The sequence below is a fragment of the Bradyrhizobium sp. genome (genome assembly GCF_035309285.1).
In the GTDB taxonomy this organism is placed as follows: domain Bacteria; phylum Pseudomonadota; class Alphaproteobacteria; order Rhizobiales; family Xanthobacteraceae; genus Bradyrhizobium.
In genome coordinates, this window is record NZ_DATGFH010000177.1 from 15,784 (window position 1) to 42,758 (window position 26,975).

Annotated in this window: 26 protein-coding genes and 1 pseudogene; 6 read left to right on the top strand and 21 right to left on the bottom strand. The window is 63.6% G+C overall.

Annotated features, from left to right (window positions below; all coding sequences use genetic code 11):
* The first annotated feature begins 21 nt into the window (after positions 1-21).
* Positions 22-444, top strand: a complete 423-nt coding sequence (locus VKR55_RS32200; protein WP_324409439.1) for an HIT family protein — start codon at positions 22-24, stop codon at positions 442-444.
* A 112-nt stretch (positions 445-556) separates the two neighbouring features.
* Here VKR55_RS32200 and tsaA read toward each other — a convergent pair whose 3' ends face one another.
* The 5 genes from tsaA to VKR55_RS32225 form a co-directional block, all read right to left on the bottom strand.
* Positions 557-1,048 carry a tRNA (N6-threonylcarbamoyladenosine(37)-N6)-methyltransferase TrmO gene (gene tsaA / locus VKR55_RS32205; RefSeq protein ID WP_324409440.1) on the bottom strand — a complete coding sequence of 164 codons (492 nt, stop codon included), beginning with the start codon at positions 1,046-1,048 and terminating at the stop codon, positions 557-559.
* Between the two features lie 2 nt (positions 1,049-1,050).
* Positions 1,051-2,028, bottom strand: a complete 978-nt coding sequence (locus VKR55_RS32210; protein WP_324409441.1) for a Bug family tripartite tricarboxylate transporter substrate binding protein — start codon at positions 2,026-2,028, stop codon at positions 1,051-1,053.
* 81 nt (positions 2,029-2,109) lie between these two features.
* Entirely contained in the window at positions 2,110-3,084 is a 975-nt protein-coding gene (locus tag VKR55_RS32215) for a lytic transglycosylase domain-containing protein (RefSeq protein WP_324409442.1), read from the bottom strand.
* A 119-nt stretch (positions 3,085-3,203) separates the two neighbouring features.
* Positions 3,204-4,244: a phenylacetaldoxime dehydratase family protein gene (locus VKR55_RS32220; protein ID WP_324409443.1), complete on the bottom strand. Its 1,041-nt coding sequence runs from the start codon at positions 4,242-4,244 to the stop codon at positions 3,204-3,206.
* 12 nt (positions 4,245-4,256) lie between these two features.
* Positions 4,257-5,297, bottom strand: a complete 1,041-nt coding sequence (locus tag VKR55_RS32225; protein WP_324409444.1) for a carbon-nitrogen hydrolase family protein — start codon at positions 5,295-5,297, stop codon at positions 4,257-4,259.
* A 222-nt stretch (positions 5,298-5,519) separates the two neighbouring features.
* On the opposite strand from VKR55_RS32225, the gene VKR55_RS32230 reads away from it, so the two are divergent.
* The 3 genes from VKR55_RS32230 to VKR55_RS32240 all read left to right on the top strand — a co-directional run bounded on the left by VKR55_RS32230 (position 5,520) and on the right by VKR55_RS32240 (position 8,618).
* Entirely contained in the window at positions 5,520-6,476 is a 957-nt protein-coding gene (locus VKR55_RS32230) for an AraC-like ligand-binding domain-containing protein (protein ID WP_324409445.1), read from the top strand.
* A gap of 162 nt (positions 6,477-6,638) precedes the next feature.
* Complete coding sequence (locus tag VKR55_RS32235) at positions 6,639-6,992, top strand: PilZ domain-containing protein (protein ID WP_324409446.1); 354 nt, start codon at positions 6,639-6,641, stop codon at positions 6,990-6,992.
* Between the two features lie 204 nt (positions 6,993-7,196).
* Positions 7,197-8,618, top strand: coding sequence for an MFS transporter (locus VKR55_RS32240; protein WP_324409447.1), 1,422 nt, complete (start codon positions 7,197-7,199; stop codon positions 8,616-8,618).
* A gap of 62 nt (positions 8,619-8,680) precedes the next feature.
* On the opposite strand, the gene clpA is transcribed toward VKR55_RS32240, so the two are convergent.
* The 3 genes from clpA to VKR55_RS32255 form a co-directional block, all read right to left on the bottom strand.
* On the bottom strand, positions 8,681-11,089 hold the full coding sequence (clpA, locus tag VKR55_RS32245; protein WP_324409448.1) for an ATP-dependent Clp protease ATP-binding subunit ClpA: 2,409 nt from the start codon (positions 11,087-11,089) through the stop codon (positions 8,681-8,683).
* Between the two features lie 198 nt (positions 11,090-11,287).
* Positions 11,288-11,620, bottom strand: a complete 333-nt coding sequence (clpS, locus tag VKR55_RS32250) for an ATP-dependent Clp protease adapter ClpS (RefSeq protein WP_324409449.1) — start codon at positions 11,618-11,620, stop codon at positions 11,288-11,290.
* 540 nt (positions 11,621-12,160) lie between these two features.
* The gene (locus VKR55_RS32255) at positions 12,161-12,502 is read right to left on the bottom strand and encodes a phasin family protein (protein WP_324409450.1); all 342 of its coding nucleotides are present in this window, start codon (positions 12,500-12,502) and stop codon (positions 12,161-12,163) included.
* A 398-nt stretch (positions 12,503-12,900) separates the two neighbouring features.
* Here VKR55_RS32255 and VKR55_RS32260 point away from each other — a divergent pair, with 398 nt between their 5' ends.
* Positions 12,901-14,772 carry a serine hydrolase gene (locus VKR55_RS32260; RefSeq protein ID WP_324409451.1) on the top strand — a complete coding sequence of 624 codons (1,872 nt, stop codon included), beginning with the start codon at positions 12,901-12,903 and terminating at the stop codon, positions 14,770-14,772.
* Positions 14,773-15,019: 247 nt separating this feature from the next.
* Here the strand turns inward: VKR55_RS32260 and VKR55_RS32265 are convergent, their stop codons facing one another.
* The 4 genes from VKR55_RS32265 to VKR55_RS32280 form a co-directional block, all read right to left on the bottom strand.
* On the bottom strand, positions 15,020-15,751 hold the full coding sequence (locus VKR55_RS32265; RefSeq protein WP_324409452.1) for a DnaJ domain-containing protein: 732 nt from the start codon (positions 15,749-15,751) through the stop codon (positions 15,020-15,022).
* A 38-nt stretch (positions 15,752-15,789) separates the two neighbouring features.
* The gene (locus tag VKR55_RS32270) at positions 15,790-16,542 is read right to left on the bottom strand and encodes a VWA domain-containing protein (RefSeq protein WP_324409453.1); all 753 of its coding nucleotides are present in this window, start codon (positions 16,540-16,542) and stop codon (positions 15,790-15,792) included.
* Positions 16,543-16,696: 154 nt separating this feature from the next.
* Entirely contained in the window at positions 16,697-17,587 is an 891-nt protein-coding gene (locus VKR55_RS32275; RefSeq protein WP_324409454.1) for an alpha/beta fold hydrolase, read from the bottom strand.
* Positions 17,588-17,902: 315 nt separating this feature from the next.
* Positions 17,903-18,826, bottom strand: a complete 924-nt coding sequence (locus VKR55_RS32280) for a division plane positioning ATPase MipZ (RefSeq protein ID WP_324409455.1) — start codon at positions 18,824-18,826, stop codon at positions 17,903-17,905.
* Between the two features lie 286 nt (positions 18,827-19,112).
* Between VKR55_RS32280 and panC the strand changes: the two are divergent.
* A pseudogene (panC, locus tag VKR55_RS32285) lies at positions 19,113-19,986 on the top strand (pantoate--beta-alanine ligase).
* 117 nt (positions 19,987-20,103) lie between these two features.
* On the opposite strand, the gene VKR55_RS32290 reads toward panC, so the two are convergent.
* The 9 genes from VKR55_RS32290 to mgtE all read right to left on the bottom strand — a co-directional run bounded on the left by VKR55_RS32290 (position 20,104) and on the right by mgtE (position 26,966).
* Positions 20,104-20,544, bottom strand: a complete 441-nt coding sequence (locus tag VKR55_RS32290; RefSeq protein ID WP_324409456.1) for a DUF1489 family protein — start codon at positions 20,542-20,544, stop codon at positions 20,104-20,106.
* Positions 20,545-20,575: 31 nt separating this feature from the next.
* Positions 20,576-21,547 (bottom strand): hypothetical protein, encoded by a 972-nt coding sequence (locus VKR55_RS32295; protein WP_324409457.1) that lies wholly within the window; start codon positions 21,545-21,547, stop codon positions 20,576-20,578.
* Between the two features lie 159 nt (positions 21,548-21,706).
* Positions 21,707-21,910: a hypothetical protein gene (locus VKR55_RS32300; RefSeq protein ID WP_324409458.1), complete on the bottom strand. Its 204-nt coding sequence runs from the start codon at positions 21,908-21,910 to the stop codon at positions 21,707-21,709.
* Between the two features lie 217 nt (positions 21,911-22,127).
* Entirely contained in the window at positions 22,128-22,484 is a 357-nt protein-coding gene (locus VKR55_RS32305; RefSeq protein ID WP_324409459.1) for a YidB family protein, read from the bottom strand.
* 112 nt (positions 22,485-22,596) lie between these two features.
* Entirely contained in the window at positions 22,597-23,256 is a 660-nt protein-coding gene (locus tag VKR55_RS32310) for a glutathione S-transferase family protein (RefSeq protein WP_324409460.1), read from the bottom strand.
* 125 nt (positions 23,257-23,381) lie between these two features.
* On the bottom strand, positions 23,382-24,161 hold the full coding sequence (locus VKR55_RS32315; protein ID WP_324409461.1) for a hypothetical protein: 780 nt from the start codon (positions 24,159-24,161) through the stop codon (positions 23,382-23,384).
* Between the two features lie 98 nt (positions 24,162-24,259).
* On the bottom strand, positions 24,260-25,078 hold the full coding sequence (locus VKR55_RS32320; RefSeq protein WP_324409462.1) for an aldo/keto reductase: 819 nt from the start codon (positions 25,076-25,078) through the stop codon (positions 24,260-24,262).
* 85 nt (positions 25,079-25,163) lie between these two features.
* A complete protein-coding gene (locus VKR55_RS32325; protein WP_324409463.1) occupies positions 25,164-25,463 on the bottom strand; it encodes a helix-turn-helix domain-containing protein in 300 nt (99 codons plus the stop codon).
* Positions 25,464-25,550: 87 nt separating this feature from the next.
* Positions 25,551-26,966 carry a magnesium transporter gene (mgtE, locus tag VKR55_RS32330; protein ID WP_324409464.1) on the bottom strand — a complete coding sequence of 472 codons (1,416 nt, stop codon included), beginning with the start codon at positions 26,964-26,966 and terminating at the stop codon, positions 25,551-25,553.
* Between the last annotated feature and the right edge of the window lie 9 nt (positions 26,967-26,975).

Genomic DNA, 26,975 nt, shown 5'->3' on the forward strand with positions numbered 1-26,975 from the left:
AAAGTCCGGGAGCCCCCTGCCATGACCGCCTACGATCCCAATAACGTCTTCGCAAAGATCCTGCGCGGCGAATTTTCCTGCCACAAGGTCTATGAGGACGAGCATGTGCTGGCCTTCCTCGACATCATGCCGCGCTCGCCCGGCCATACGCTCGTGATCCCGAAAGCCCGTGCCCGCAACATCCTCGACGTCAAGGTCGAAGACTATCTGCATGTCTCGCGCGCCACCCACAAGATCGCGGCCGTGGCCAAGAAAGTGTTCAACGCCGATGGCATGACCATCCAGCAATTCAACGAGACCGCGGGCGGTCAGGTGGTGTTTCACCTGCATGTCCACGTCATGCCGCGCCATAACGGCGTGGCGCTCCTGCCGCCCGCGAGCCGTAAGGAAGACGTCAAGGTGCTGGAAGACCACGCGACCAAGCTCGCGGCGGCGCTGAAGTAGGCGCGAATTCGGACTTCGTCATTGCGAGCGAAGCGAAGCAATCCACATCTTTCCACGGGTCCAAACTGGATTGCTTCGTCGCTTCGCTCCTCGCAATGACGACGGATAGAAGCTATTCGGTCTCGAAATCGCCCGCCTGCGGTGGGGCGAGCGGCGTGAACTCGCAGCGGTCGGGCTTGAGATCGAGGAGCGGCGTCCCGTCGAGGCAGTCGAGACCGCGCACCAGTACCGTGTTGCCTTCGATCCCGACGAATTTCACGATCGAGGTCGCAATCGGGTTCGGCCGCACCGGCGAGCGCAGCGAGAAAGTGCCGCGGGTGTTCCTGTTGTTCTTCGGGCTCTGCAGCACGAGGTCGCGGCGCGACTGGTGCAGCCAGTAGATCACCTCGAGATTCGAGTAGAAATCGACGCCCTTGATCGCGGGCACCCACGGCTCGAAGATTTCCAGCCGGCAGATCGGGCCGTCATGACGCCCCTGCCGCGGGGTTTCAAGCCGCGACGTCCAGGGCGTGCGGATGCGGCCGATGAAGACGAGGCCTGCGTCGTTCGGCGGCGGCGCGTCGACGGCAAGCTCGCCTTCGCGGATTTCATTCTCTCGTACCATCTTCAGTCCAACGATATGTTCAGCGTCTTGACGATACCCGACCAGCGCGCCCGATCGGCATCGACGAATGCTTTGGTCTCATCCTCGCTCAGCGGCTTCAGCGGCGGGAAACCGACCTTGGTCAGCTTTTCGCGAAACGCCTCGTCGCCGAGCGCACGGTCGATGCTGGCGCGGATCCTTTGCACAACCTGTGCCGGCACTCCGGCAGGCGCCACGGCCCCATACCATACCGTAGCGCGATAGTCGGGATAACCGCTTTCGGCAATCGTCGGCAGATCAGGCAGATCGGGAACGCGTTCCGCCGAGGTGACCCCGAGCGGCCTCACCAGGCCTGCCTTGATCGGCGGCAGTGCGGTGCCGAGCGTTTCGAAGGTCACCTGGATGTGACCGGCGATGAGATCGGCTAGCGCCGGGCCCGCGCCCTTGTAGGGCACGTGGGTCATCTCGATGCCGGCCATCTGCTTGAACATCTCGCCCGAAAGATGCCCGACACCGCCGGTGCCGGCTGAGCCGAAATTGAGCTTGCCGGGATTCTGCTTCGCATAGGCGACGAATTCCGCCACCGTCTTCGCGGGAACCGTAGGATGTACGACCATGATCGATGGTAGATTGGTGACGACCGCAAGCACTCGAAGCTCGCGGTCGGGATCGTAGGCAAGCTTCTTGTACAGCATCGGATTGAGTTCGATGACCGACGACGCCGTGAAAAGCAGGGTGTAACCGTCAGGCTCGGCGTGGGCCACGGCCTCGGCACCGATCGCCCCCTGCGCCCCGGCCTTGTTCTCGACGACCACGGTCTGCTTCAAGTCGCGCGACAGATAATCGGCGAAGTAGCGGCCGAGTACGTCGGTCGGCCCGCCCGCGACATAGGGCACGATGAGCCGGATCGGCCGGCTCGGATAGTCGGCCGCGCGCGCTGCAGGCGCAGCCGCCAGGATCGCCGCAAGTGCAAGCCAGATCAGAGCCCAATTCTTCCGCATGACGCTTCCCCCCAGGGCAGGTTTTTGTTGGGCTCAGCCTAGCGCAAACCGCAGAAACGGGCGACTGCGTCCGGCGCTCATCTACCCCCGCACAAACATATTCCGCAGCACGAAGCACGCCCCGCCGGCTTTTCGGATACGGTTGCAGAGCTCGTCCGCTTCAGGACGCGTGTCGGCCCCGATCCGCACCTGATAGAACACGTGTGCGCCACGGCTGCGCTGGACCGAGCTTAAGATGCTTGGATCGCGATCGCCGATCACCGCGCTCAAATTCTTGATCGCGCGCGCATACATCGCGAGCGCCCTGTTGCGGTCGAAGCCCGCGGCAAGCTGCACGCCCCAGGTCCTGGCGGCGGCGAGCTTCACGTGCTCTTCAAGCTCGGTCACGAACGGATTGGGCGCACGCTTCAACAGCGCCATCAGATCATGACAGGTGGTGGGCGGCGCGCTCTCCGGCATCTTGCCGCCCTTGCCGGCCTTGGCCCAGTCCTCGATCGGCGAGCCGGTGATGACAAAGACATAGTTGCGGGTTTCCGCCGGCATGCCGCCGCTGCCCGCGAGCCAATCCTGCACCCGGTGCGGCCCGGCATTATAGGCCGCGGCCGCAAGTCCGAGGTTGCCGAACTGATCGCGGAGCTGGGCGAGAAATTCAGCCGACTTCGGCAGTGCCTGCACCGGGTTGAACGGATCGAGCAGCCCGCGCTCCATCGCGGTCCCCGGCATGAATTGCGCAATCCCTTGCGCGCGGCTGCCATAACGCGTCATCGGCCCGACGGCATCTGACTGGAAGCGGCTCTCCTGCCAGATCACGCGGGCGAAAAACTCCAGCGGCAGACCATTGGCCCGTGCCGCCGATTCGATCATCAGGCAGATCGCCTGCCCCGTGCTGCTGTCGGCGGGGCTTTGCATCGCCGGCGGCGGGATCGCGAGCTCTTCGACGCTCGGGATGACATAGCGCGGCGCGGCCGGCGCAGCATCCTCGGCGGTCGAAGGCGTCGGTAACGATAGCACCGCGACGATGCCAAAGATCCTGAAGAGGTTACACGCTAGCCGCATCGCGCCTCGATGCTCGCTGATCCATGCCTCCTATTTACCATCCTGCCTGGTCAAAGATGATGGCAGGCATAGGGAGCACCGGAACTACAAAACCAAGGCGCGTTCGGTTCGTTCCTCCGCTAGGCGGTCACGGTTTCGATGGCGGCGAGCATTCCCGTGCGGGGATGACAACTCTGGTACTCGAAGAACTGCTCATCCGCCGCCGCAACCGTCACTTCGTGGTAGAGCCGAAGCTTCGCCGAGGGACCGAGCGTCGACAGATATTTCATCGCCGCACCGAAAATCCTGACATGGGTGGGATGCGACTCCGCCCAGCGCTCGAGCGCAGAGAGGCTGCGCCACCAGCTCTGCCCGTAGGATTTCTCGGTGGGCACGCCGTCCGCGCCGAGCACGCGCATATAGCGGTTGGCGTAGCAGCCGATTGCCGCACCCTCGTCGCGCAGGAAATCCATGCCCTCTCTCAGCACCGGCTCGACGTCCTCAAGATACATCTTGCGCTCGGACGCCTCGGTGTCGCTCCAATCCTGGCCGGAGCGGATCAGGCAGAGATTGTCGTTTGCGATCACACGAAGGCGCGCGCCGTCGCGGACCAGCGAGGGTTTTCCGCGGGGCGCCATCTCGCTGGTCTGTGACAGCGGAATCCGATCGCGCATGCCGCCCCAATAGGCGTGCTCCTGCACCTCGCCGCTCATGCCCTCGGCGATAACCGCAACGCCTTCGGGACGGCCGAGCGAGGAGAACAGCGTTTCATAACGGGAGACGCTTGGTCTCAGCACTTCGATGAAGCGGCCGATACCGTCGCCGCCTCCGCCCGTCCAGGCTTCGCGCGCCGGCGCAAACCATTTATCGAAACGCGCGACATCGTCCCAATAGGCGACCGACACGACATTGGAGAAGCCGGCCTGATCGATATAGTGGGCGCGATCCCAATGCGAGGGACCGTCAGGCCCACCAAAGCGCGCGGCGATCTCAGCGAGCGCGCGCGCCGCGGGTGGAGGCGCATCGCCGCGATATTGCACGCCGAAATAGGCCATCACGACGTTGGTGACTGCTGGCTTATGGCGGGCCACGAAGGAGGGGTACGGCGGGTGATAGTCGTCGCCGACCCGCCGGTGGCGGGAGCGCGCGGTTGTCAGATGCGAAGGAATAGCGGATTCCATGGCGCCCCTCCCTCACGCAGCCTGGCCCGGCCTCAAGGCCACGACTTCCAGCTCCTCCTCGGCAGGGCCGACGCTGTCGACGGGGAGCGCAAGCGGTTCGACCCGCCTCATCGGCTTCTTGTTGAGAAGCAGCCGCGTCACATCCGGCCGTGAGTAGTGCCCGGCCGGATCGGCCGCGTTCTTGGCAATGCCGATCGCACCGAGGTCGATCTCCGCGATCAGCAGGCCTTCCGCGTCCTGCGGCAGCTTCTCGGCAATTGCGCTGCCGTCCGGTCCATAGATGGCGGCGTGCCCGCCGCCGGCATGCAGCAGCGCATGCTTGTCGGGACGATCGCAGAGCTCATCGATCATGGCCTGCGAGACGGTCGCGCACGGCGCCAACACGAAGCAGGAGCCTTCCACCGCATAGACACGGGAGGCGGCGTTGTTCACTTCCGCGCCAAGCGCGGGCGCAAACGGGTCATAGAGCGAGAAGCTCGGCCATGCGGCGACATGGACCTGCTCGTTCTGGGCATACATGGCATATTTGGACAGCGGCTGCAGATGCTCCCAGCAGCAGAGCGCGCCGAGCCGGCCGATGTCCGGCCGGTCATGCACCGCAAGGTCGCTGCCGTCGCCCTCGCCATAGACGGTGCGTTCCGCATGGGTCGGCCGCAGCTTGCGGCGCCTGGCGATAGTCTCGCCGTCCGGACCGATCAGCCATTGTGCAAGGTAGAGGCTTCCACCGTCGCGCTCGGACAGGCCGATGACCGCCGTGAGCTTCGCCTTCCGCACCGCATCGCGCAGCCTTTCCGCCTGCGGGCTGTCATAGGCGAGCGAATTGTCGAAATAGCGCTGCACAAAGCCGCGGCCGATCGCCCATGCCGGCGAATCGAGCCAGATGTACCAGGGATAGCCGGGGATGAACGCCTCCGGGAATGCAATCAGCTTGGCGCCCTTGGCGGCGGCCTCCTCGATCAAGGCAATCGTCTTCTTGATCGAGGCGTCGAGATCAAGCCAGGCCGGCGCGGCCTGCACCACGGCAACACGATATTTCGGATGTTCCAGTCCCATGGCAGCCTCCATTGCTCCGACCCGGCACCTGGCAGGACGTTTCCTGTTGATTGGCGCCGGTGTCCGTTGCAGTCTGTTTTGCCGGGATACGAACGCCCGCGCTCGACTGCCAAGGAACAAAAATTCGACTGCCGCGGAGACGGCCCACAGCGGCGCGATACAGGTGTTGCTTCCCGTCATCTCGGTTCGATGGCCTGCGGTATCGCTGTGAGGAGCGGACACATGCCGATCCAGTTCACGACAGACGGCGTGCCGGGAAGCCGGCGGCTGACGCTTTGGCAGGACATCGTCTGCGACGTCTACGTGCAGCTCGACTGCAAGTCGGATCTCGGCAGCGCCTTCAGGGGATCGGTGACGCGCGCCGGGCTTGGCCGGACGACTTGCTCGGAAGTCTCTTCACAGCGCCAGCACGTCTTCCGCACGCCGTCGCGGATCGCCCGCGCGCATGAGGAATTCGTCCTGATCGCGCTCGGCAAGCATGGCGTCGGCGCCGTCGTGCAGGATGGCCGCGAGACGCTGATCCATCCGGGCGAGTTCGCGATTTACGACACCACGCGCCCCTATGAATTGCATTTCCACGACGCCTTTGCGCAGACGATCCTGCAGGTGCCGCGCGACATGCTGCTGCGCCGGCTCGCAGGAACGGAGCCCCTGACCGCAATCGCCTTCGGCTCCGACCGGCCGTTGCAAAAGATTGCACATGATTTCGTCTACCAGCTTTGCCAGAGCGCCGAGCAGATTGAGGGCGAACACGCCGTCCGCCTGTCGGAGCAGGCCGTCGACCTCGTCGCGATGGCCTTGAGCGAACGCCTGGACGGCCAGCCGCTGCCCTCCTCCACCCATCGCTCGGCCATGCTCTATCGGCTGAAAGCGCATATTCGCGCCCATCTCGCCGATCCCGAGCTGTCGCTCGCCGCCACAGCGACCGCGCTCGGCATCTCGGCGCGCTACGTCAACGACCTGCTCTCGGATGAGAAGACCTCGTTCCAGCGCTACGTGCTGAGCGAGCGCTTGGGTCACTGCCAACGCGATCTGTCCTCGCCGATGCTGGCGCACCGCCATGTCAGCGAGATCGCATTCGCGTGGGGTTTTAACGATCTGTCGCATTTCGGACGCGTGTTTCGCGAGCAGTACGGCCAATCGCCGCGGGATTGGCGGCACAGCAAGCTCTCCCACTAAGTCGGGCGAAACGCGAAGGCCGGCCGGAGCCGGGCAAAATGGGCCCGCCTTTTGCCCAATGCACATACTGATTAATTTACGTTAACGCGATGTCGGCCTGCCGGCGCCCTTCTCATCCCCGCCAGTCCGCGTAGAGTCCGCTGTGATTTGGCGGAGGAAGAGATGCAGGATCGGCGCGAGCGCGTGCGGGAAAAGGTGCTTTTCGGCGGGGTTGCCGAATTCAACGAGCACGGCTCGACCATGGATTGCGTGGTGCGCAATTTCAGCGAGACCGGCGCGTGCATCGAGCTCGCCGCTCCCGCCCGGATCCCTGAGAAGATGCAGCTCACCATCCCCCGCAAGGGACGTTCTTTCCTCGCGCAAATGATCTGGCGGCAAGCCAATCGCGTCGGGCTCGCCTTCCGCGCCATGGTCACTGATGCGCCGGACAATGATCTCGACGCGCGGCTACGCCGCAGCGAGAAAAAAAAGCGCCAGCTTCAACGCCGCATCAACGAGCTGCTCGGCGACGGCTGAAGCGCGAATCATCGCGCTTTAGCTCCTTGTTTGCGCATGATCTCCGCGCAAACGCTTTGCGGTTGTCGCGAGGAAAAACCGCTTCACACTTTTCCGGATCATGCGTTAGCCACGACCCTGTTTGACGGAACGCCTGACGCGCTGCCAAGTTGGCGCAAGACCGGCTAATCTTCCAGCAGCCGGTGCTTCAGGACGCGCGTACTCATGTCTTCCCTACCAGCCGAACCCGCCGACGGCCTGCCGGTGCCGCAGCGCTATTGGGCGATCCTCACGATCGCGCTCGGCCTGGTGCTCGCCGTCATGGACGGCGCCATCGCCAATATCGCGCTGCCGACGATTGCCCGCGAGCTGAAGGCGAGCCCCGCCTTCTCGATCTGGATCGTCAACGGCTATCAGCTCGCGATCACCATCTCGCTGTTGCCGCTCGCTTCACTCGGCGAGATCATCGGCTATCGCCGCGTCTATCTCTCGGGCCTGGCGCTCTTCACCCTCGCCTCGCTGTTCTGCACGCTGTCGCACTCCCTGCTCACGCTAACGGTCGCGCGCATCGTGCAAGGGTTTGGCGCGGCCGGAATCATGAGCGTCAACTCCGCGCTGGTGCGCTTCATCTATCCACGCGCACAGCTTGGCCGTGGCATCGGATATAACGCGATGGTGGTGGCGGTTTCCGCGGCCGTGGGGCCGACGGTCGCCGCCGGCATCCTGGCGGTGGCGAGCTGGCCCTATCTGTTCGCCGTCAACCTGCCGATCGGGATCGCCGCGCTGACGCTTGGTTTGCGCACGCTGCCTTATGCGAGGCGCGCGAGCCATCCGTTCGACTGGCAGAGCGGAGCCTTGAGCGCGATCGCGTTCGGATTTGGCATCGCTGCGATCGACAGTTTCGGCCATGGCGAGGCGCTGGTGGCGAGCGTGGCGGAGTTCGCCGTCTCGATCGCCGCGGGTGTGCTGCTGGTCTACCGGCAGACCCACATGGCCTCGCCGCTGCTGCCCGTCGATCTCCTGCGCATTCCGATCTTCGCGCTGTCGATCGCAACCTCGATCGCCTCCTTCTGCGCGCAGATGCTGGCCTCGGTCTCGATCCCCTTCTACCTGCAAAGCCGCTTCGGCTATTCGGCGGTCGAGATGGGCCTCCTGATCACGCCCTGGCCGATCACGGTCGCGTTCGCTGCCCCAGTCGCCGGACGCCTGGTCGAGCGCTATCCCGCGGGCCTTCTTGGCGGCATCGGATTGCTGCTGTTCGCTGCCGGCCTCGGAAGCCTCGCGATGCTGCCTGCAAACCCGACGCATTTCGACGTGGCATGGCGCATGGCGCTGACGGGGCTGGGCTTCGGCCTGTTCCAGACACCGAACAACCGCACCATGATTGCCGCCGCCCCGCGCGAGCGCTCCGGCGGCGCCAGCGGCATGCTGGGAACGGCGCGGCTCTTGGGCCAGACCACGGGCGCGGCACTGGTGGCCCTGCTGCTCGCGCGCTTTCCCACCGATGGCACGCAGCTCTCGCTCCTGACCGGCGTCGGCTTCGCCCTGACCGGCGCCGTCCTCAGCATGCTCCGCTTGTCGGAGACCGGCCGCCGCGGCGCCGAGCGCGTCCAGGTGCAGGAGGGGCAGCGCCTCAAAGGCGAGTGAAGGCACACAAGGAAAAAGGCCGGCGAACCCGCCGGCCTTTTTTTTCTTTTCGATTCTGCCGATCAGACCTTGACCAGCGGTCCCTTCGAGGCCGGGCCCTTGGAGCCGCCGCCCCCGTTGGGGCCGCCCGGCTTCGGCGGCTTGCGCTTGCGGGCCACCGGCAGCTTCTCCGGCTTCGGCGTGACCGGCCCTTCGACGAACTCGAAGCCGATCTTGTCTTGCGCCGTCGCCTCGTCCTTGACCAGCACGACGCGGACATGGCCGCCGCCCTTGAGCTTGCCGAACAGCACCTCATCGGCGAGCGGCTTCTTGATGTGCTCCTGGATCACGCGCGCCATCGGACGTGCGCCCATCTGCTCGTCATAGCCGTGCTGGATCAGCCAGGCCTTCGCCGGCTCCGACAGCTCGATCGTGACGTCGCGGTCGGCGAGTTGGGCCTCGAGCTGCAGCACGAACTTCTCGACCACCATGCCGATGACGTCGGCATTGAGATGCGCGAACGAGATGATGGCGTCGAGGCGGTTGCGGAACTCCGGTGCGAACTGCCGGTTGATCGCCTCGTGGTCGTCGCCTTCCCGCTTGCTGCGGGTGAAGCCAAACGCCTGGCGCGCGAGATCGGCGGCGCCCGCGTTCGTCGTCATGATCAGGATGACATTGCGGAAGTTGACCTGCTTGCCGTTGTGGTCGGTGAGCCGGCCATGATCCATGATCTGCAACAGCACGTTGTAGAGATCGGGGTGCGCCTTCTCGATTTCGTCCAGCAGCACGACGCAATGCGGATGCTGGTCGACGCCGTCGGTGAGGAGCCCGCCCTGGTCGAAGCCGACATAGCCGGGAGGCGCGCCGATCAGGCGGGACACCGTGTGCCGCTCCATATATTCGGACATGTCGAAGCGGAGCAGCTCGACGCCCAGGGACGCCGCGAGCTGTTTTGCGACTTCGGTCTTGCCGACGCCCGTGGGCCCCGAGAACAGGTAGCAGCCGATCGGCTTCTCCGGCTCGCGCAGGCCCGCCCGCGCCAGCTTGATCGAAGCCGACAGCGACTCGATCGCCTTGTCCTGGCCGAACACCACGCGCTTCAACGTCTGCTCAAGATGCTTCAGAACCTCGGCGTCGTCCTTCGACACGCTCTTGGGCGGAATCCGCGCCATGGTAGCGATCGTGGTTTCGATCTCCTTGATACCGATGGTCTTCTTGCGCTTGTTCTCGGAGACCAGCATCTGCGCCGCGCCGGATTCGTCGATCACGTCGATCGCCTTGTCCGGCAGCTTGCGGTCATGGATGTAGCGCGAGGAGAGCTGCACCGCCGCCTCGATCGCCTCATTGGTGTATTTCAGGCGGTGATAGTCCTCGAAATACGGCTTGAGTCCCTTGAGGATCGCGATCGCGTCCTCGACCGTGGGCTCGTTGATGTCGATCTTCTGGAACCTGCGCACCAGCGCGCGGTCCTTCTCGAAATGCTGGCGGTATTCCTTGTAGGTGGTCGAGCCCATGCAGCGGATGTTGCCTGCGGCGAGCGCTGGCTTGAGCAGGTTGGAGGCGTCCATCGCTCCGCCGGAAGTGGCGCCCGCGCCGATGACGGTGTGGATCTCGTCGATGAACAGGATGGCGCTCGGATGCGCCTCCAGCTCTTTGAGGACCTGCTTCAACCGCTCCTCGAAATCGCCGCGATAGCGCGTGCCCGCGAGCAGCGTGCCCATGTCGAGCGAGAACACGGTGGCGGCTGCGAGCACTTCCGGCACCTCGCTGTCGACGATGCGCTTGGCGAGGCCTTCGGCGATCGCGGTCTTGCCGACGCCGGCGTCGCCGACGAACAGCGGATTGTTCTTTTGCCGGCGACACAGCACCTGGATCGCGCGGTTGATCTCGGAATTACGGCCGATGACGGGATCGATCTTGCCGTCGCGCGCCTTCTTGTTGAGGTTGACGCAATAGGTCTCGAGCGCCTCGCCCTTCTTCTTCGAGTCCTCGTTGCCCTTGGTCTCGGTTTCCTCGTCGACGCCGCGGACCGGACGCGCCTCGGAGACGCCGGGACGTTTGGCGATGCCGTGGCTGATGTAATTGACCGCGTCGTACCGCGTCATGTCCTGCTCCTGCAGGAAATAGGCGGCGTGACTCTCGCGTTCGGCAAAGATCGCGATCAGGACGTTGGCGCCGGTCACTTCCTCGCGACCGGACGATTGCACGTGGATCACCGCGCGCTGGATCACGCGCTGGAAGCCTGCGGTCGGCTTGGCGTCGTCCGCCCCGTCCGTGACAAGATTCTCAAATTCGGTCTCGAGATAGTTGACCAGACTCGTGCGCAGCTTGTCGAGGTCGACGCTGCAGGCCCGCATCACCGCCGCTGCATCGGAGTCGTCGATCAGCGACAGCAACAGATGTTCGAGCGTCGCATATTGGTGATGACGTTCGTTTGCAATCGCCAGCGCACGATGTAGGGATTGTTCAAGACTCTGGGAAAAAGTCGGCATTCGTGTCCTCTTGGCCCCCTGCCATCATGATCGCCGTTGCCGTCACAGGCAACAACAACCTTTGTCACATATAGTTATGCCCAGGCACGGCAACAGGTTCCTCGACTCCTGGATAAACGCATGGACCGCATTTTCGATGCAAAACCCGTTCCCATTCGGGCGGGAGTTGGCACAAGCCCGTATTTTCCCGGCGCGCTGTTATTTCTTTTCCATCACGCACTGCAAGGGGTGCTGATGCTTGCGCGCGAAATCCATCACCTGCGTCACCTTGGTTTCGGCGATCTCGTAGGTGAACACGCCGCACTCCCCGATGCCGTGATGATGCACGTGCAGCATGATCTTGGTCGCCGCCTCCACGTCCTTCTGAAAGAACTTCTCGAGCACGTGGACGACGAATTCCATCGGCGTGTAGTCGTCGTTAAGAATCAGCACGCGGTAGAGGTTCGGCCGCTTGGTCTTGGGCTTGACCCTGGTGATGACCGAGGTGCTCGGTGCGCCGGGACCGGTGGAGCGGTTTTCATCATTCCCCATTCGGGGGCGCGACAGAAGTGTCGCGGAAGCGACATGCAGATCAGAGCTGGAAGTCATTTGCGACATGGCACGGGCAATTGGCACAGACGTTCGATATCCCATGGGAAAACCCGAACGGCGGCCAGCGGATCCATTTCCGCTGGAGCTACCCGCAGCTTCCCATTCTTCATTCCAGGTCGCGCATTCCCAGCCTGCCCGACCCATGCGGGTCGATGGCGTAGAAAATATGGGTCAGTCAACTGCCTTTCGCAAGCGCACGGCCGCCAAAGCCACGCGCGCGAGGCAGGCTCGATTCCCGACCTGCGATCCCTTCAGATTAACGAATTCCGGACCATTTGACAAAAGAGAATGCGTCGGTCCGTTTGGCGACTTTTCTGAGGCAACTCTCGTGGCGAAGCGCGAATGTTGACGCCGCGCCGACATCACCGCGACCACTGCGGCTTCGCCGTGCGAAGCCTGCGCATTGCGCGAGCCCCGCACACGCGCAAAAAAAGCCCGGTTGAAACAACCGGGCTTTTGCATTGAAGATTGCGTTGGCGCTTAGTGGGTCGTCGCCGGCGCGAACTTCGCCGCGACACCTTCCAGCGGCTTGAACGCCTGCTTGGCGAGATTGCCGTAGAGGCCAGCGATCTTCTGTGAGTCGGCAACGAAGGTTTCATACGCGGTCTTGGCATATTCGCCCTGAGCCTCGAGCACCTTGTCGAGCGACTTCACGCCGGAGAGCTTCTCCGCAAGCAACTTGGTATCCTCGTAGGACTTCTTGGCGTAGTCACCATAGGCGTTGACGATCGCCGAGAGGCCGTTCTGCAGCGAAGTCGTATGCGCGATCGCCGCTTCGTACTGTTCTTTGCCGTAGTTCTGAATGTCTTCGAGCTTGAACATCAATGGAATCCCTTCCCAGACTGTCGTGCAGCCGGGAGGACCGGTCTCCCTGGCTGGAAGCTTCCCATAGTGCATCGCACAATAAAAGTCAAGAATCTTGTGCGTCGCACAAAGCCCGCAAAGAAATCCCCGTAATCCCGAGGATTTACGCAACGGTTCATTAATGCTTTGGCAACTCTCGCCACCTAACCTGATTCCCGGACGTGTTCAGCTTCCCGCAGACAGTCAAAAACGGTTTGCGAACAACACCTTAGCTAGAACGGCAGCGTGAACCCGATGGGACCCAGGCAAAGCGCCGGGAGCCCCTTGGGGCTCAAGCAGGGAAAGATCATGGGGCTTAAGGGCACAATTTTGCCTCACGAGCCAGTGATCAAGTCAGAAACTGGGACGGGGATTTCATGCTCTCCAACAAATCGGCTTCCTCGCGCCTGGTGCGAGCTGGCGTTTTTGGGCTGGTCACATTAGCCACGGCGGCCATCGCGACCACCAACAGCGCCGACGCTCATCGCTACTACCGCCATCGGCACTACTCCCATCACTCCAGCGACGATGACGATAGCTACAGCCCGAAGTTCTCCTCCATCATCGTCGACGGCAATTCCGGCGCGGTCCTGACCGCCAACAGCCCCGACGGGCTTCGTCATCCGGCTTCGCTCACCAAGGTTATGACACTCTATCTGCTGTTCGAGCGGCTGGAGTCCGGCAAGATCAAGCTCGATACCGAGATGCCGGTATCGGAACACGCCTCCGATCAGGATCCGACCAAGCTCGGCCTGCGCCCCGGTCAAACGCTGCGGGTCGAAGATGCAATCAAGGGAATCGTCACACGGTCTGCCAACGACGCCGCGGTGGTGATCGGTGAATACATCGGCGGCAGCGAGGACGAATTCGCCAAGATGATGACGCGCAAGGCGCATGCGCTCGGCATGAGCCGCACGATCTATCGTAACGCGTCGGGCTTGCCCAACGACGAGCAGGTCACCACCGCTCGCGATCAGTCGACGCTTGGCCGCGCCATCCAGGACCGCTTCCCGCAGTACTATCACTATTTCTCGACGACGGCCTTCAACTTCCGCGGCCACACGATTACCGGGCATAATCACCTGCTCGGCAGCGTCGAGGGCGTGGACGGCATCAAGACCGGCTACATCCGCGCCTCCGGCTTCAATCTCATCACCTCGATCCACCGCGGCAACCGCTTCCTGGTCGGCGTCGTCATGGGCGGCCGCAGCAGCGGTTCGCGCGACGCCATCATGCGCAACCTGCTCGCCGAAGACCTTCCCAGGGGCGCTACCACGCGCACGGTTGCCGCTATCACCGAGCACAACGGTTCGAACAGTTCGGTGGAGGTCGCCGATGCCGATCCCAATGCGACCCCACCGCGGTTGATCCAGGCGCAGGTCGCACCACAACCCGCACTTGCGGCTCCGCGGGCTCAGGTCCAGGACCCGATGGCGCCGCCGGCCATGCGCACGCCGGTCGCGAAGCTAACGGCAGCGATGGCGCAGGCGACCGCGGCCGTTCCGCCCGCCCGCACTGCTCACATCGAGCCAGCGCCGATGACCTCCGGCGTGATCCAGACCCAGCCGCTTGCCCTGGTCCCCGGCTCATCCGAGCCGATGAAGCCGGTGCGCGTGAAGACGGTGCAGGTCAAGGCCGGCACCATGAAGCTTGCTTCGACAAGCCCCGTGCAACCTGTGCCTGTGCCCTCCGTGACCAACGCCATCCCCCAAGCGGCTCCGGGCGTGCCTGAAACCTCGAATGCGATCGTCGCGAGGGCGGCCGAAGCCAAGGTCGAACCGGCCAGGACCGACTATGCGCCGCCTGCGATGCGAACCGCACTGCCGCCGCAGCCGTCCGGCTATGGTACCGGCAATGGCGTGCTCGGCGTGCTGCCGGCGTCGAGTCTGCCTGCCGCTCCCGCTCCGCAGGTCGTGACCAACGCCGCCCCGGCGCCGCAACAGGTGGCGGCCATCACGCCCGCCACGCAGCAGGCGAGCCCGATCAAGCCCGCTGCGGTTCACACCGGCTGGATCGTCCAGGTCGGCGCGCTGGAGAGCGAAGACGAAGCCCAGAAGCGGATTGAAGCCGCCCGCTCAAGCGCCCACGGTCTGCTCACCAAGGCCGATCCGTTCACCGAGCCGGTGATCGCCAAGGATAATCGCAAGTTCTACCGTGCCCGTTTCGCCGGCCTCGAGCGCGGCCAGGCCGAAGCGGTCTGCCGGACGCTACGCCGCTCTGACATCTCCTGCATCACGATTCGCAACTAGACTAACTGAACTCATAGAGAAAAGCCGAGAGCCCGCGCCTCCAAGGCGCGGGCTTTTTGCTTTGCCGGCCGGCGGCCGCCGTTGCCGCCTCAATGGCGCAAACCTCTCGTCAAGAATTTACGGTTAAAGCTTTTCATAAGCGAAGGATCGACCACGCCGGCTAACGGCGGGCGACGACGGCGGGCGTTTTGCGGAGATGGAAGCGGAAGCGGCTTTCGGTCAGTGGCGTTCGTCGGCGTTGCCGGAGTCAGTCCTTATGCGTGCGAAGCAAAGTATCCTTGGCCTCGTTTACTCGGGCAGCGAGGTACGTCGTCCCCCCCTGGTCGGGATGCAATTTCTTCATGAGAGTTCGGTGCGCTCGCCCGATGTCGTCGCGGCTCGCCCCCGGCTGCAAGCCAAGGATCTGATAGGCCTCCTCGTCCGTCATTTTGCCGCTCGGCGCCGCGCGGCGCTGCCCCCCTGCCGTATTTCGTTGCGCGTTCTCACGCCAGGCGGGAAACCGGCGGTCCAGATAGCCTTCAAGTAAGGCGACGCTCTCGGCGTCGAAGTTCTGGATCATCGCCGCAAGCTGCGGCAGATCGAACTCATCGAGCGAATGCCCGGCATGCGGTCCGGCCACAATGCGACCCCTCAGCGCGCCGCTGTCGTGATCGAGTATCATCTCCAGGTATTGTGAACGGACCTGCGAGGTCTGTCCGGCCGAGCGCTGCGTGTTCAGGCCGGAAAAAAGCCCGCCGAAATTACCGAACGCGATTGAGCCGGCCGGCGCCCAGCCAAGCAGTCCGGCGCCGAAAATCCCGAGCGGGATGGCAACCGCCAGTTCGCCCCTCAGGCCCACAAAGGCGGCGGTGGCGAGCGCCACCACGCCGCCGACGACCTTCAATGCCCGCGCCAGCACGACCGGATTGGCAGCGCGAAACATCTGCAGCAGCAGATACAGAATAAAGACGGCGACGGCGCCCGCGATCAGGGTCGGCATATCGGCAATATAGGCCGGCTTCTCTCAAAAAGCAGGCATCACTTCATCTGGCTGAGCAATTTGGCGGCCCCGCTCTCGGCTGCCGACAGCCGCTTCAGCGCCTCGCGCCCGCCGGCAGCATAGGCAGCCGCCGCCCGCAACAGCTCGCGAAGCTGCGCGGCCGCGCCCGGATCGAATTTGCACCACGCCCCGCCGGTCAGGCGCGCGATCTCGCGGAACGCCTGCTCGGCAGCCTGGTCGTGACCTTCCTGGAACATGAAGACCGGCACTTTCAGGAGACCGAGCTCGCCGGCTTTGGCGCAGAGCGCATCGACATTCTCCTCCATCGCGTCGCCGACAAACACGACGGCTCGCACGCCGGAGGCCACTGCCTCGCGCCGCGCTTCCGAGAGAACCCTGCCGATCTGGGTGTTGCCGCCGCGGCAGTCGATCTTGGCCATCAGCTTGGCAAGACGGTCGCTGTCGGAGATCCAGCCTGAGGCGCGGCATTCGTTAAGGCCGCGGTAGTAGACGAGACGAATATCGAGGCTGCCGAGCGATGCAGCCTCGCGAAACATGTCGGCCTGCAGCGCGCAGGCCATGTCCCAGGTCGGCTGCCGGCTCATGGTGGCGTCGAGTGCAAACACCAACCTGCCCCGCGCCCCTGCCGCATGGGGCGATATCGTCCGTGCCTTGGCAACGAAGGCGGCGATATCGTCCGAAGTTGAGGTCTTTGTGTCCGGCAGCGACTTGCCGGCGCCCTTCGCCGAGGCAGCGTCGCTATGGCCTGATTTGGTAGGTTCACCCGACATCCCAAGCTCGCCTGGCTAACGCATGACCGGAAAGAGCCTCCCCGCACTTGGATGACGGGGGGCTTGACCCGCGGGATCATGTGCGAACAAAAACCAAAGCGCGATGATCATCGTCGCGCTTCAGTGCAAGCCTTCCAATGCCGGACCGGTGGCGCTATTGCGTCACCGCCTTCGGCGGCTTGGTTTCCTTGCCAGTCGGTACATAGGGTGGGACCGGTCCCGGGTCCAGTTGGATCTGCGCGCGGGTTTCGACCGGCTTAATGTCGCTCGAGTCGTCCGTCTCGGCGAGGAACTTGTCCAGCATGCCCTCGATCGAGGCCTTGGCCACCTCCGATCCGGTGTCGCGCATGTCATTGTGCTGGAAGTTGGTGCGCACGACGGTGATGCCGTCCTTCGCACACTCCGCGGAACTTGGAACAACGCCGGGATCAGTCTTGAACACCGGGTCATGCGAACGGAAGGAAAGGATCTTGAACTTGCCCGACGTGACAAACGGCACGCGCAAATTGTCGAGGGTCACGACGGTGCGGATGCGATCCGGATATTGCTTGGCGAAATACATCGTGATGTCGCCGCCCATGGAGTGCCCGACTAGCGTGAGATGGTCGTAGTCGGCGTTGGGCTGCACCTTCTGCATCTGCGCCACCGCGAACTTGATATTCGCAACGCCGCGCTCGATCTGCGTCAGACGTCCGACATAGAGCTGGCCGACCTTGGTCACCATCGGCGCATCGGTCGGCAGGTCGTGCTGGATGCTCATCACCAGATAACCGCGCGCGGCAAAGACGTTTGCCAGGAAGGAATATTCGGTGTTCTTGACGGTATTGCCGTGGCTGAGAACGGCGACCGGCAGCGTCAGCATGCCCGCATTGGCCTGCATCTCCTTGTCGCGGCGAACGGCAATGTACACGGCCACCGGGCGGTTGTTACGATCCGCGTCGTAGAACGTGATCATCTCGTGGCGGATCGCCCATTTGCTCGCCGTGACGTAAGCGAGCGTAACAAGCGCGCCGACCGAAAGCAGAATCGCAATTCCACGCTTCATCTTGACCCTCGCAAAGCCGTTTGCAGTCGCTGGTCCCGTATTCCCTAATATACGTCACGCCCACGTGACAGGAAGACCAAAAGTTGTGTATTGACCGCCTGTTCGTTGTGCGCCGCACGCATTGCTTGCACAGTCGCGGAAAAAGGCCGGCAATGGCCGTATGCCGCTACCCTGAGCCGCAGCGAACCAAGACCAGGTTCAAATGTTCAGCAAAATCGGGGTAAAGACGTCCAGCCGGCATGGTCGACAAGCTCCATCGGCCGCTTGGACGCGGCGACCCGATACCGATCAGCCAGAAGGTGCGGCTTGTGGCGCTTACGCGCCCAGGATGTCATGGACTTCCAGCGGCTTGTCAACCTGGCTGAACCATTCGGCCCGGCTCGCGGCCCGCCGGCGGCCGCGTTCGTCGAGCGGCAGCTTGAGCTGGCGCAACAGGCTTGTCACCTCTTCCCGCGCCGTGACATGGCCGAGGTTGGGCCGGGTGCCGAGGGTCGCTTCATCGATGTCGTCGAGCGCAGTGAGCCCGCGCGGAAAAAACTCGCGGTAAACCACCCGCTCGGCAAACCCGTCGATCGAGCGGAAACCAAGCCGGAACGAGAGTTCCTTGAGCCCGTCAGCGACGAGCTGCTTGTTGCGGGAGCCGATCATCGACAGGCGGTTGCGCACCACGATCCAGTCGGTGGTGGCGCCATCGAGCTGGCGCCGCTTGCGGCGGGTGTCGCGCACCATCTCGGCATAGTGGCTTTCGCCGGTAACGGCGTAGGTCTGCGGATCGACCGTGCCCAGCACATCGAAATCCAGGAAGCTGTCGTTGATTGGGGTCACCAGCGTGTCGGCCATGGAATGCGCAAGGCGCATCAAATAGCTGTCAGTGCCTGGCGTATCGATCACGATGAAATCGAAGGTCCGCTCCACCGCGCTTACGGCATCCATGAACTGCTGCAGCTCGGTGTTCTCGTTGTCGGCGATCTGCATGGTCTGGCCGAGCTTGATGCAGCAATGCACGGGAATCTCGAGATCGAGACCCGTGCGGCGCGCCCAGGCGGTCCGGTTGGTGATGTAGCGGGTGAAGCTTTGCTGCCGGCAGTCAAGATCGATGGTGGCAACGCGCTGGCCGGCCTTCATCAGGGCGACGGCAATATGCAAGGCGGTGGTGGATTTACCGGATCCCCCCTTCTCATTGCCCAGCACAACAACGTGCGCTGAGCCGGATTGGCCCTGACTCGCCTGCACCAGCATTTGTCGACCCCTGGTAGATATCTTCAAATTACGCGCGCCCGCGGTCAAGCGAAATGCGCGCAGACAAACTCAAAATGCTGATCGACTGGTTTTAATCATGAATACGCGATGAAGCCCGCCATGGTCTGTGATCGATTCCACATTGACGGCCGCGCCGTTTGCGCGAGACCGGCGCTACCTGACGGGGTGCCATGCTTGGCGCGCTGATGGCCAGCTTGGTATCGTAACCCACCTTCCTTCCCAAGGCCGCTGTCGCGGCGCGCCCTTCTGATACGATCGAATCACGATGGCACGACAACCCATGATAGCCCGTACTGTTCCGGTATTGCGTCGCGCCATCGACGACTTTCACAAAAGAAAAGCCACTGTTGCGCTCGTGCCGATCATGAGTGCACTCCATGACGACCATGGGTGCACTCCATGACGGGCATGTATCGCTGGTTCGGCTCGCCAAGCGCCGCGCAACGCGTGTGATCGTCTCGATCTTCGTCAACCCGACGCAGTTCGCGCCGACGGAAGATTTCGCCTCCTATCCGCGAACCTGGAAGGCGGACGTCGCCAGGCTCGCTGCCGAGAATGTCGACGTGATCTGGCAGCCGGACGTCAAGACGATGTATCCGGGCGGCTTTGCCACGCGGATCGTGCCGGAAGGGCCGGCCGTGGTCGGCCTCGAAGACCGCTTCCGCCCGCATTTCTTCGGCGGCGTCGCCACCGTCGTCGGCAAATTGTTCACGCAAGTCCGCGCCGACATGGCGATCTTCGGCGAGAAGGACTTTCAGCAGCTTCGCGTGGTGACGCAGATGGCGCGCGACCTCGACCTCGGCGTCCGCGTGATCGGCTCGAAGACCGTGCGCGAGCGCGACGGGCTCGCGATGTCCTCCCGCAACGTCTATCTGGCGGAGGAAGAACGGCGCGTGGCGCCGATACTGTTCCGCGCCATGAAGGAAACGGCGGCGCGGCTGCGCGCCGGCGACGACCTCTCAGCCGCAGTTGAGGGCGGCGCCGAGATGGTCCGGCAAGCAGGCTTTGCGCTGGACTATTTTGAACTGCGCCATGCCGAAACGCTAAGGCCGGTCACCTCCCGCGACGACGCACCACTGCGCCTCCTGGTTGCCGCCAAGCTCGGCACGACCCGGCTGATCGACAATATGGCGGTTTAGCGCATGATCCGGAAAAGCCTGCCCCGCACTTGATGCGGGGTGTGCCGCGGCTGTCCGAAAAGCATGCCCTCGCGCTTGAACCGAGGGATCATGCGCCAGCAATGAAGCTTTTTGCCCTCACAGCAGCCCGAGATCACGCAGCTCGCGGCGCATCGGCTCCGGCATCGCCGCAATGGTGCCGGCCGTGGCCTTGCCGAGATCGGCCGGCACCGCGTCGTCAGTGAAATATCGCCAGCCCTGGAATGGGCGCATCGGCCGCGGCGAGACCGCGATCACCTTGGGCTGCATCACGATCCGGCAACGTCCGATGCCGTCCTTGTCGCGGAACGGCTCGATGCCGATGATTTTTTCGCGCGCAGCGATTTCGCCGCGGATGACCCAGTAGAGCGAGCCACCGGAGAGGATTTCCTCGGTCCGCTTCGGCGTCATCCGGGTGACGTGGACGTGGCGCTGGGGAAGACCCTTCTTCTTGGCGGTCTTCATCCGCTCGGCGACCCATTCCTTGAGTTCTTTGATGGAATCGCAGCCGACGGCAAGCTTGACGATGTGTAGGGGCATGACCGCAAACTAGCGACGACCTTGGCGCCGATCAATCGTTGGACGCCGCGGGTGCTTGCGGGCCTGGGGAAAGCAGGGTCGGCCCCCCGATCGGCGCACGTTTCGTTCCCTTCTTTGCGGCTGCAGCCGACGCCGCGGCCTGAGCCGGCCGTGTTGGCGCTTGCGACGCCGCGGCCTGAGCCGAGTGTGCTGGCGCTTGCGACGCGGCCGGAGGCGCTTTCGCGCCGGTTCCCGGCTCGGGCGACATAATACTGACGGGTGGCGTGTTGGCAGCGCTCGGAAACTCTGCATTGGTGGGCCGGCCCGTCGGCACCGATGCCGGCAGCATGGCCATCGGGCCTGATGCAACGGTCCCGGGCAGCGCGTTCCAGGACGGTGCATAGCGCGCCACCAGGGTGTCGAAGGTGTGCTCGTCCATATTGGTGATGATCTGGTGGTTGTCGGTCAACGAGCGATAGGCCGGACATTGCGTCGGCGTGCAGCGATCCCTTGCCATGAGCACCTGCGCCACCAGGCCGTAACGGTCGCGCTCGATCGCCCGGCGCATCGCCTGCAACTCGGGCCCCATGGTCTTTTGCGCCGCGGCGGCATCGCCCAGCGAAGTCAGGCGGCTGACCATCGACGAAGCGTAGCTGACGGCGGCAGCGGTCGACTCTGCCGAGCTGAACAGGACCTTCTCGCATGCCTGCCCCACCGCATCGCCAGCGATATCCTCGATGCAGGCCATGGCGGGCAGAACATACATCGCTGCGGGCGAAGACCTGGTTTCAGCCGACGCGCTGCGAGCGGCCGGCTCATGTCTCCGCAGCATAGACACCGCCGCGATCCCGATCGCCAGCAGCGTGATCACCGCCAGCGCACCGTTCGCAACCGATCGCTCGGCGCGCAGGATTGTGACCAGCACGATGAGCGCGAAGAAGCCGGCAACGACCAGCGTCAGCCACATCGGAAACGATGGCGAGCGGAAGATGTGATCGAACGATGCCGCCCCGGCCCAATTCATCCGAATCCCCTTGCGCAACCTGAAACGCGTTCGACGAAGGCGAATGCCGGCATTCTACTTGCGTAGACTGTTGCCGCGAACGGGGCCTTTTGACGGCGAGCAAAGTTCCACTTCACCCAGGCGTCCGCTTGTCCTAAGGGGCCTTGCGGTCCCGCCGGGTCAGGAGATGGCGAGCTGGCTTTCCTTTGCAACCCGCTCGAACGCTTCCGTCGAGCTCTTGATCCGGTACTGGCAATCATCGCCCTCGGAGGGCAGTTGGCGGATTATCTCATAGGTGCCGCTCGCGGCCGGACGCGAGACGTTGCTCGCGGTAAAGTAGACGGTCGATCCAACAGGAAATTTGTGCTTCAACGCCCTCTCCATCACACAGAGACCCGGCTACGCTGTCAGTCCCGCTGCGCTGCCGGCTGGAAACCGGTGGCGTCTATAGCACGCGGCCTTGCACATTGGCCAGTCACATCAGGGCATGGCAAATGCGCAAATTTCGCTGGTTTTTCAATTTGCTAGGGTGATTTCAGGAGATCGCACTGCTTCGGCAGGCTCCGGAACCTTGTTTTTTTTATGACCGCGGGCCCGGGGTTCAGGCCGTATGCGGCAGCTTGCCGTCCGGGCTGGCTTTGTCGACCGCGAGCGGAAGCTGGTTCGCAAGCACCTCGGCGACCTGGTCAATCGGAATGTTGTACTTGGCAGCGAGTTGGCGGACCACATCACTGCCGAGGACCTGCTTGAGCTGATCCGCCGTGATCGGCAGGTTCTGGCCGTTTCCGATCCAGGATTTCACCTGAGGACCCAAGCCTGCCTGCTCGAGCTTGGCGACGATGGCGTTGAGTCCACCCTGATTGCCGGTGCCCATCACCTCGCCGAGAACGGCGGGAAGCACGGCCGCACCGAGCTGACCGAGGATGCCCGAATTTTCCAATGAATCGAGAATGCCCATGGCCGTCCCTCCGCTGCTGTGCTTCGCGATGTGAAAGTAAAGTTAGATGCGATTCAGACCGCTTTCGTGCGCGCCCGTCAAGCTGCGATCACAGTCATAATCGCGTCTTACTTCAAACTGTCTCGAACTTCTCGATGACGAGTGTTTCGGCGAGGCCCGCTTTGGTCCATTCCGCAAAGGCCGGCAGCGCCATCATGGTGTCCATATAGGCCTGCACCTGCGGTGAAGCCTTGATCGCATAGGTCCGGAAGCGATGCACGACCGGCGCGTACATCGCATCCGCCGCCGTGAACGCGCCGAACAGATAGGGCCCGAGCTTGCCATGGCGCTCACGGCAATCGGTCCAGATTTCCTGCACGCGCGCAACATTTGCCTCCGCGTCCGCCGAGAGCGCAACCGCGCGCACCGGCCGATGCAGGTTCATGCCGCACTCGTTGCGCAGCGGCAGAAATCCGGAATGCATCTCGGCCGAGATCGCGCGCGCATGCGCCCGCGCCGCAGGGCTCTCCGGCCAGAGCCGGGCTTCTGGAAAGCGCTCGGCCAGGTATTCGATGATCGCAAGCGAATCCCACACCGTGACATCGCCGTCGACCAGCGTCGGCACTTTGCCCGAGCGCGAAAAGCTCAGGATGCGGTCCTTGTCGGCCTTGTTGTCTGTGTAAAGAGGAATGAAGACCTCCTCGAAGGCGATGCCGCTCGCGCGCATGGCGAGCCAGGGCCGCATCGACCATGACGAATAGTTCTTGTTGCCAATTACGAGCTTCAGGGTCATCGAACAATCCTGTCCATCATTCTCTAGGTTTCTGCGATCATGCGGCCGTGTTGGACGCGCGCTCTAGCACGCTTGCCCCGGAAAGGCAGCATAGGCGAAGAGATTGATATTCCGGCGCCCCGAGATCATGAATTGAAATCGCGCGGCGTGAAGGAAAGATCGAGCACCTTCCATTCGCCATAACGATCCGCCGGCAACATCGCATAGGGCTGGCACGCCGAAAGGGCCGCGACGGCAGCCCGCATCAGCGCCACACCCTTGGTCGAGGCCGTGCCCTCGATCAGCGCGGGTTCGGTGACAAGCCGGCCGGCCGTCGTCAACTGCACCCTGAGCTTGACCGCCACATTGTCCGAGGGCGAAAGCCCCGCGGGCAATTTCGAGCAGGTCCTCAAGTGGCTCCGCAGCGCGTCGACCAGGCTCGACGCAAGATTGTTGGTGGCGAGGCTGTTATCGCCGCCCTCGCCCTGCTTGTCGCCGTTCTCGCCCTGCTTGTCGCCGGCCGAGACGTCGGCCGCCGGCATGTCCTCCGGCAGGCCGAGCATCACGTGATATTTGATCGTCAGATCGGGTTCCGGCGGCGCGTAGGCCGGTGCGGCCGGTTGTTGAGCTGGCGTCGCCGAGGTTTGCGGCTGCGGCTGGGCCGATGCCGCCTGTTGTTGGCCGGCGCGCGCTTCCGGTGGTGGCGGAGGCGAGCTCGCAGCCTGTGGCGCGGCCGCAGACGAAGGTGGCGAAAAATCAGGTGACGGCTTTGGCGATGGAGTCGGGGTCGGCCGTGGATCGGGCTTGTTGTCGTCGGCGACGATCACGTCGACGGGCACGACCGTTTCCCGCGGCGTGCGGAAGGGATGCACTTCGGTGTAGATGAGGATGAACGCCACCAGTGACAGATGCGCGATCGCCGACACCGTGATGTCCGGTCGTATATATTGTCGAATTTCCATCGCAGCCGACTGATGGCCGAAAGCCGTCCCCGCCCGCTAGCATACCGGCTGCAACCGCGGCCTCAATCCCATTTCGGTGCAAAACCGAAATCGGTCAGCCGGCCCTTCGGATGGGCCAGACGGAAAATCTGGTCCATCTCATCGTCCGAAAGCTCAAAATCGAAGATGTCGATGTTTTCCGAGAGCCGTTCGATCCGCGAGGTGCGCGGGATGGCCGACACGTTCTGCTGCACCAGCCAGCGCAGGCAGATCTGTGCCGGCGTCTTGTGGCGGTCGCGGCCGATCCGCACCAGGATCGGGTCGTTCTTGATCTTGCCCTTGGCGATGGGACTATAGGCGACCAGTGCCATGCCGTTCTGCACGCACGCTTGTCTCACCTTTGCCTGGTCGAGATAGGGATGGTACTCGACCTGGTCGCAGACCAATGGCTCCGGACAGGCTTTCACCGCCTCCTCGATCAGCGCGACCGTGAAGTTCGATACCCCGATGTGCCGCGCCAGCCCCATTGTCTTGGCGTGGGCCAGCGCGCCGAGCGTCTCGGCGAGCGGCACTTGCGGGTTGGGCCAGTGCAATAGCAACAGGTCGACTGCCGGCATGCGCAGCCTGACCAGGCTCTCCTTGACCGAGCGCTCAAGATCATGGGGCGCGAAATGGTTGGTCCAGATCTTGGTGGTGACGAACACCTCATCCCGCCTGATACCAGAGGCGCGCAGCCCTTCGCCAACCTCGCGCTCGTTGTCATAGGCTTGCGCGGTGTCGATATGGCGATAGCCGAGCCTTAGCGCCTGCTCCACGACCCGCGCGCAGGCGCGGCCGCGCAATTCCCAGGTGCCGAGCCCGATCGAGGGGATTTTGGCGCCGTTTGCCTCTACGAGTTGCATGCGCGCATCTCTGACCGATCGCGCGCATTATGTCGCGGCGGCGACGCGCTGCCAATGTCGATCAGGTCAGGCCTGATCGTCGCTTTCAGGATTTGGCGAGCGCCGCGAAAACCGTGTCGGGCGCGTGCGCGATCACGGCGAGCAAGGCCCGCGCTGGCCCCCGCGGGGCGCGCTTGCCCTGCTCCCAGTTCCGGATGGTTTCGACCGGCACGCCCAGACGTGCCGCGAATTCCTGCTGTGTCAGGCGCGCGCGGCGGCGCAGGTCACGCACCGCAGGGGTGGCGCCGTCGATCTGCGCCGTTAAAGCATCAGGCGCCAGCGGGAACTCCTGCCCGTCCCGCAATTCGACGATTCGTCCGTCCGCTTTCAGCCGCAAGCGCTGCATCGTGGCTACCCCTAACCCCGCGAGACGGCATGATGGGCCAAGCGCGTTAAGGTCCGATTAACGATAAAGACCCTCGAAGGCGCGCACCTATTTCAACCCGAACCACAGCGTGGCGATGCCGAGGAACGAGAAGAAGCCGACCACATCGGTCACGGTCGTGACGAAGGTTCCGGAGGCGACCGCCGGGTCCGCCCGCATCTTCTCCAGCACCATCGGGATCAGGATGCCGCCGAGCGCACCGGCGACAAGGTTGCAGATGATGGCGAGTCCGATCACGACGCCGAGTCCGGGAATCTTGAACCAGACCACCGCGGCAATGCCGGTGATGACGGCAAAGCCGACGCCGTTGACGAAGCCGACCAGAGTTTCGCGGACGATGACGCGCAGCGCGTTGCTGGGGCCGAGCTCACGCGTGGCGAGCGCCCGGACTGCCACTGTCATGGTTTGAGTCGCGGCATTGCCGCCCTGGCTTGCGACGATCGGCGCCAGCACCGCCAGCGCCACCATCTTCTCCAACTGCCCCTCGAACAAGCCAAGCACGGAGGACGCGAGAAAGGCAGTTGCGAGATTGACCAACAGCCAGTTGAAGCGGCCCCGGGCGATGGTCAAGACATTGTCGGACAGTTCTTCATCGCTGGTGACGCCGCCGAGCGCCTTGATCTCCTCGTCCGCCTCCTCCTCGATGACGTCGACCACGTCGTCGATGGTGATGACCCCGACCAGGCGGTCCTGGGCATCGACCACGGGCGCTGCGACCAGATTGTACTTGCCGAACATCCGCGCCACCTCCTCCTGATCGTCCTCGACCGAGACGCGGCGGCGGTCCTCTTCGATCAAATCCGTGAGCGGCACCGGCCTGCGCGAACGCAACAACAGGTCAAGGGGAATCGCCCCGCGCCAGCGCTTGTTGGGATCGACCACATAGATCTCGTAGAAGCGCTCGGGCAGATCGGGCGTCTCGCGCATGTAGTCGATGGCCTGGCCTACGGACCAATTCGGCGGCACGGTGATGAATTCGGTCTGCATGCGCCGCCCGGCAGAACCGTCCGGATATTCGAGGCCGCGCTCGATCTCCTCGCGTTCGGCCGGCGGCAGCTTTTCGAGGATCTCCTCCTGGTCTTCCTCGTCGAGCGCCTCCAGCAGTTCGACGGCATCGTCGGATTCGAGCTCGCGGACGCCTTCCGCGACGGTTTCGGGTTCGAGCTCCTCGAGGATCTCTTCGCGGACGGCGTCGTCGACTTCGTTCAATGCGGAGAAGTCGAAATCGGCGCCGGTCAGTTCCACGAGCCTGACGCGGTCCTCCGCCTCCAGTGCGGCAATGAGATCGCCGAGATCGGCCTCGTGCAGCTCGGCCACGATTTCGCGCAGGAAAGCGGCTTCGGCGGATTTAATGCAGCGCGTGATCTCGGCAACGAATTCGGCGCGAATTTCGCCATCTTCGTTGCGCATCGGAGGCTGCACGCGGGCATCGATGGAAGGGGCAAGGTCCAGAGGGTCGGCCATGGTCACCTC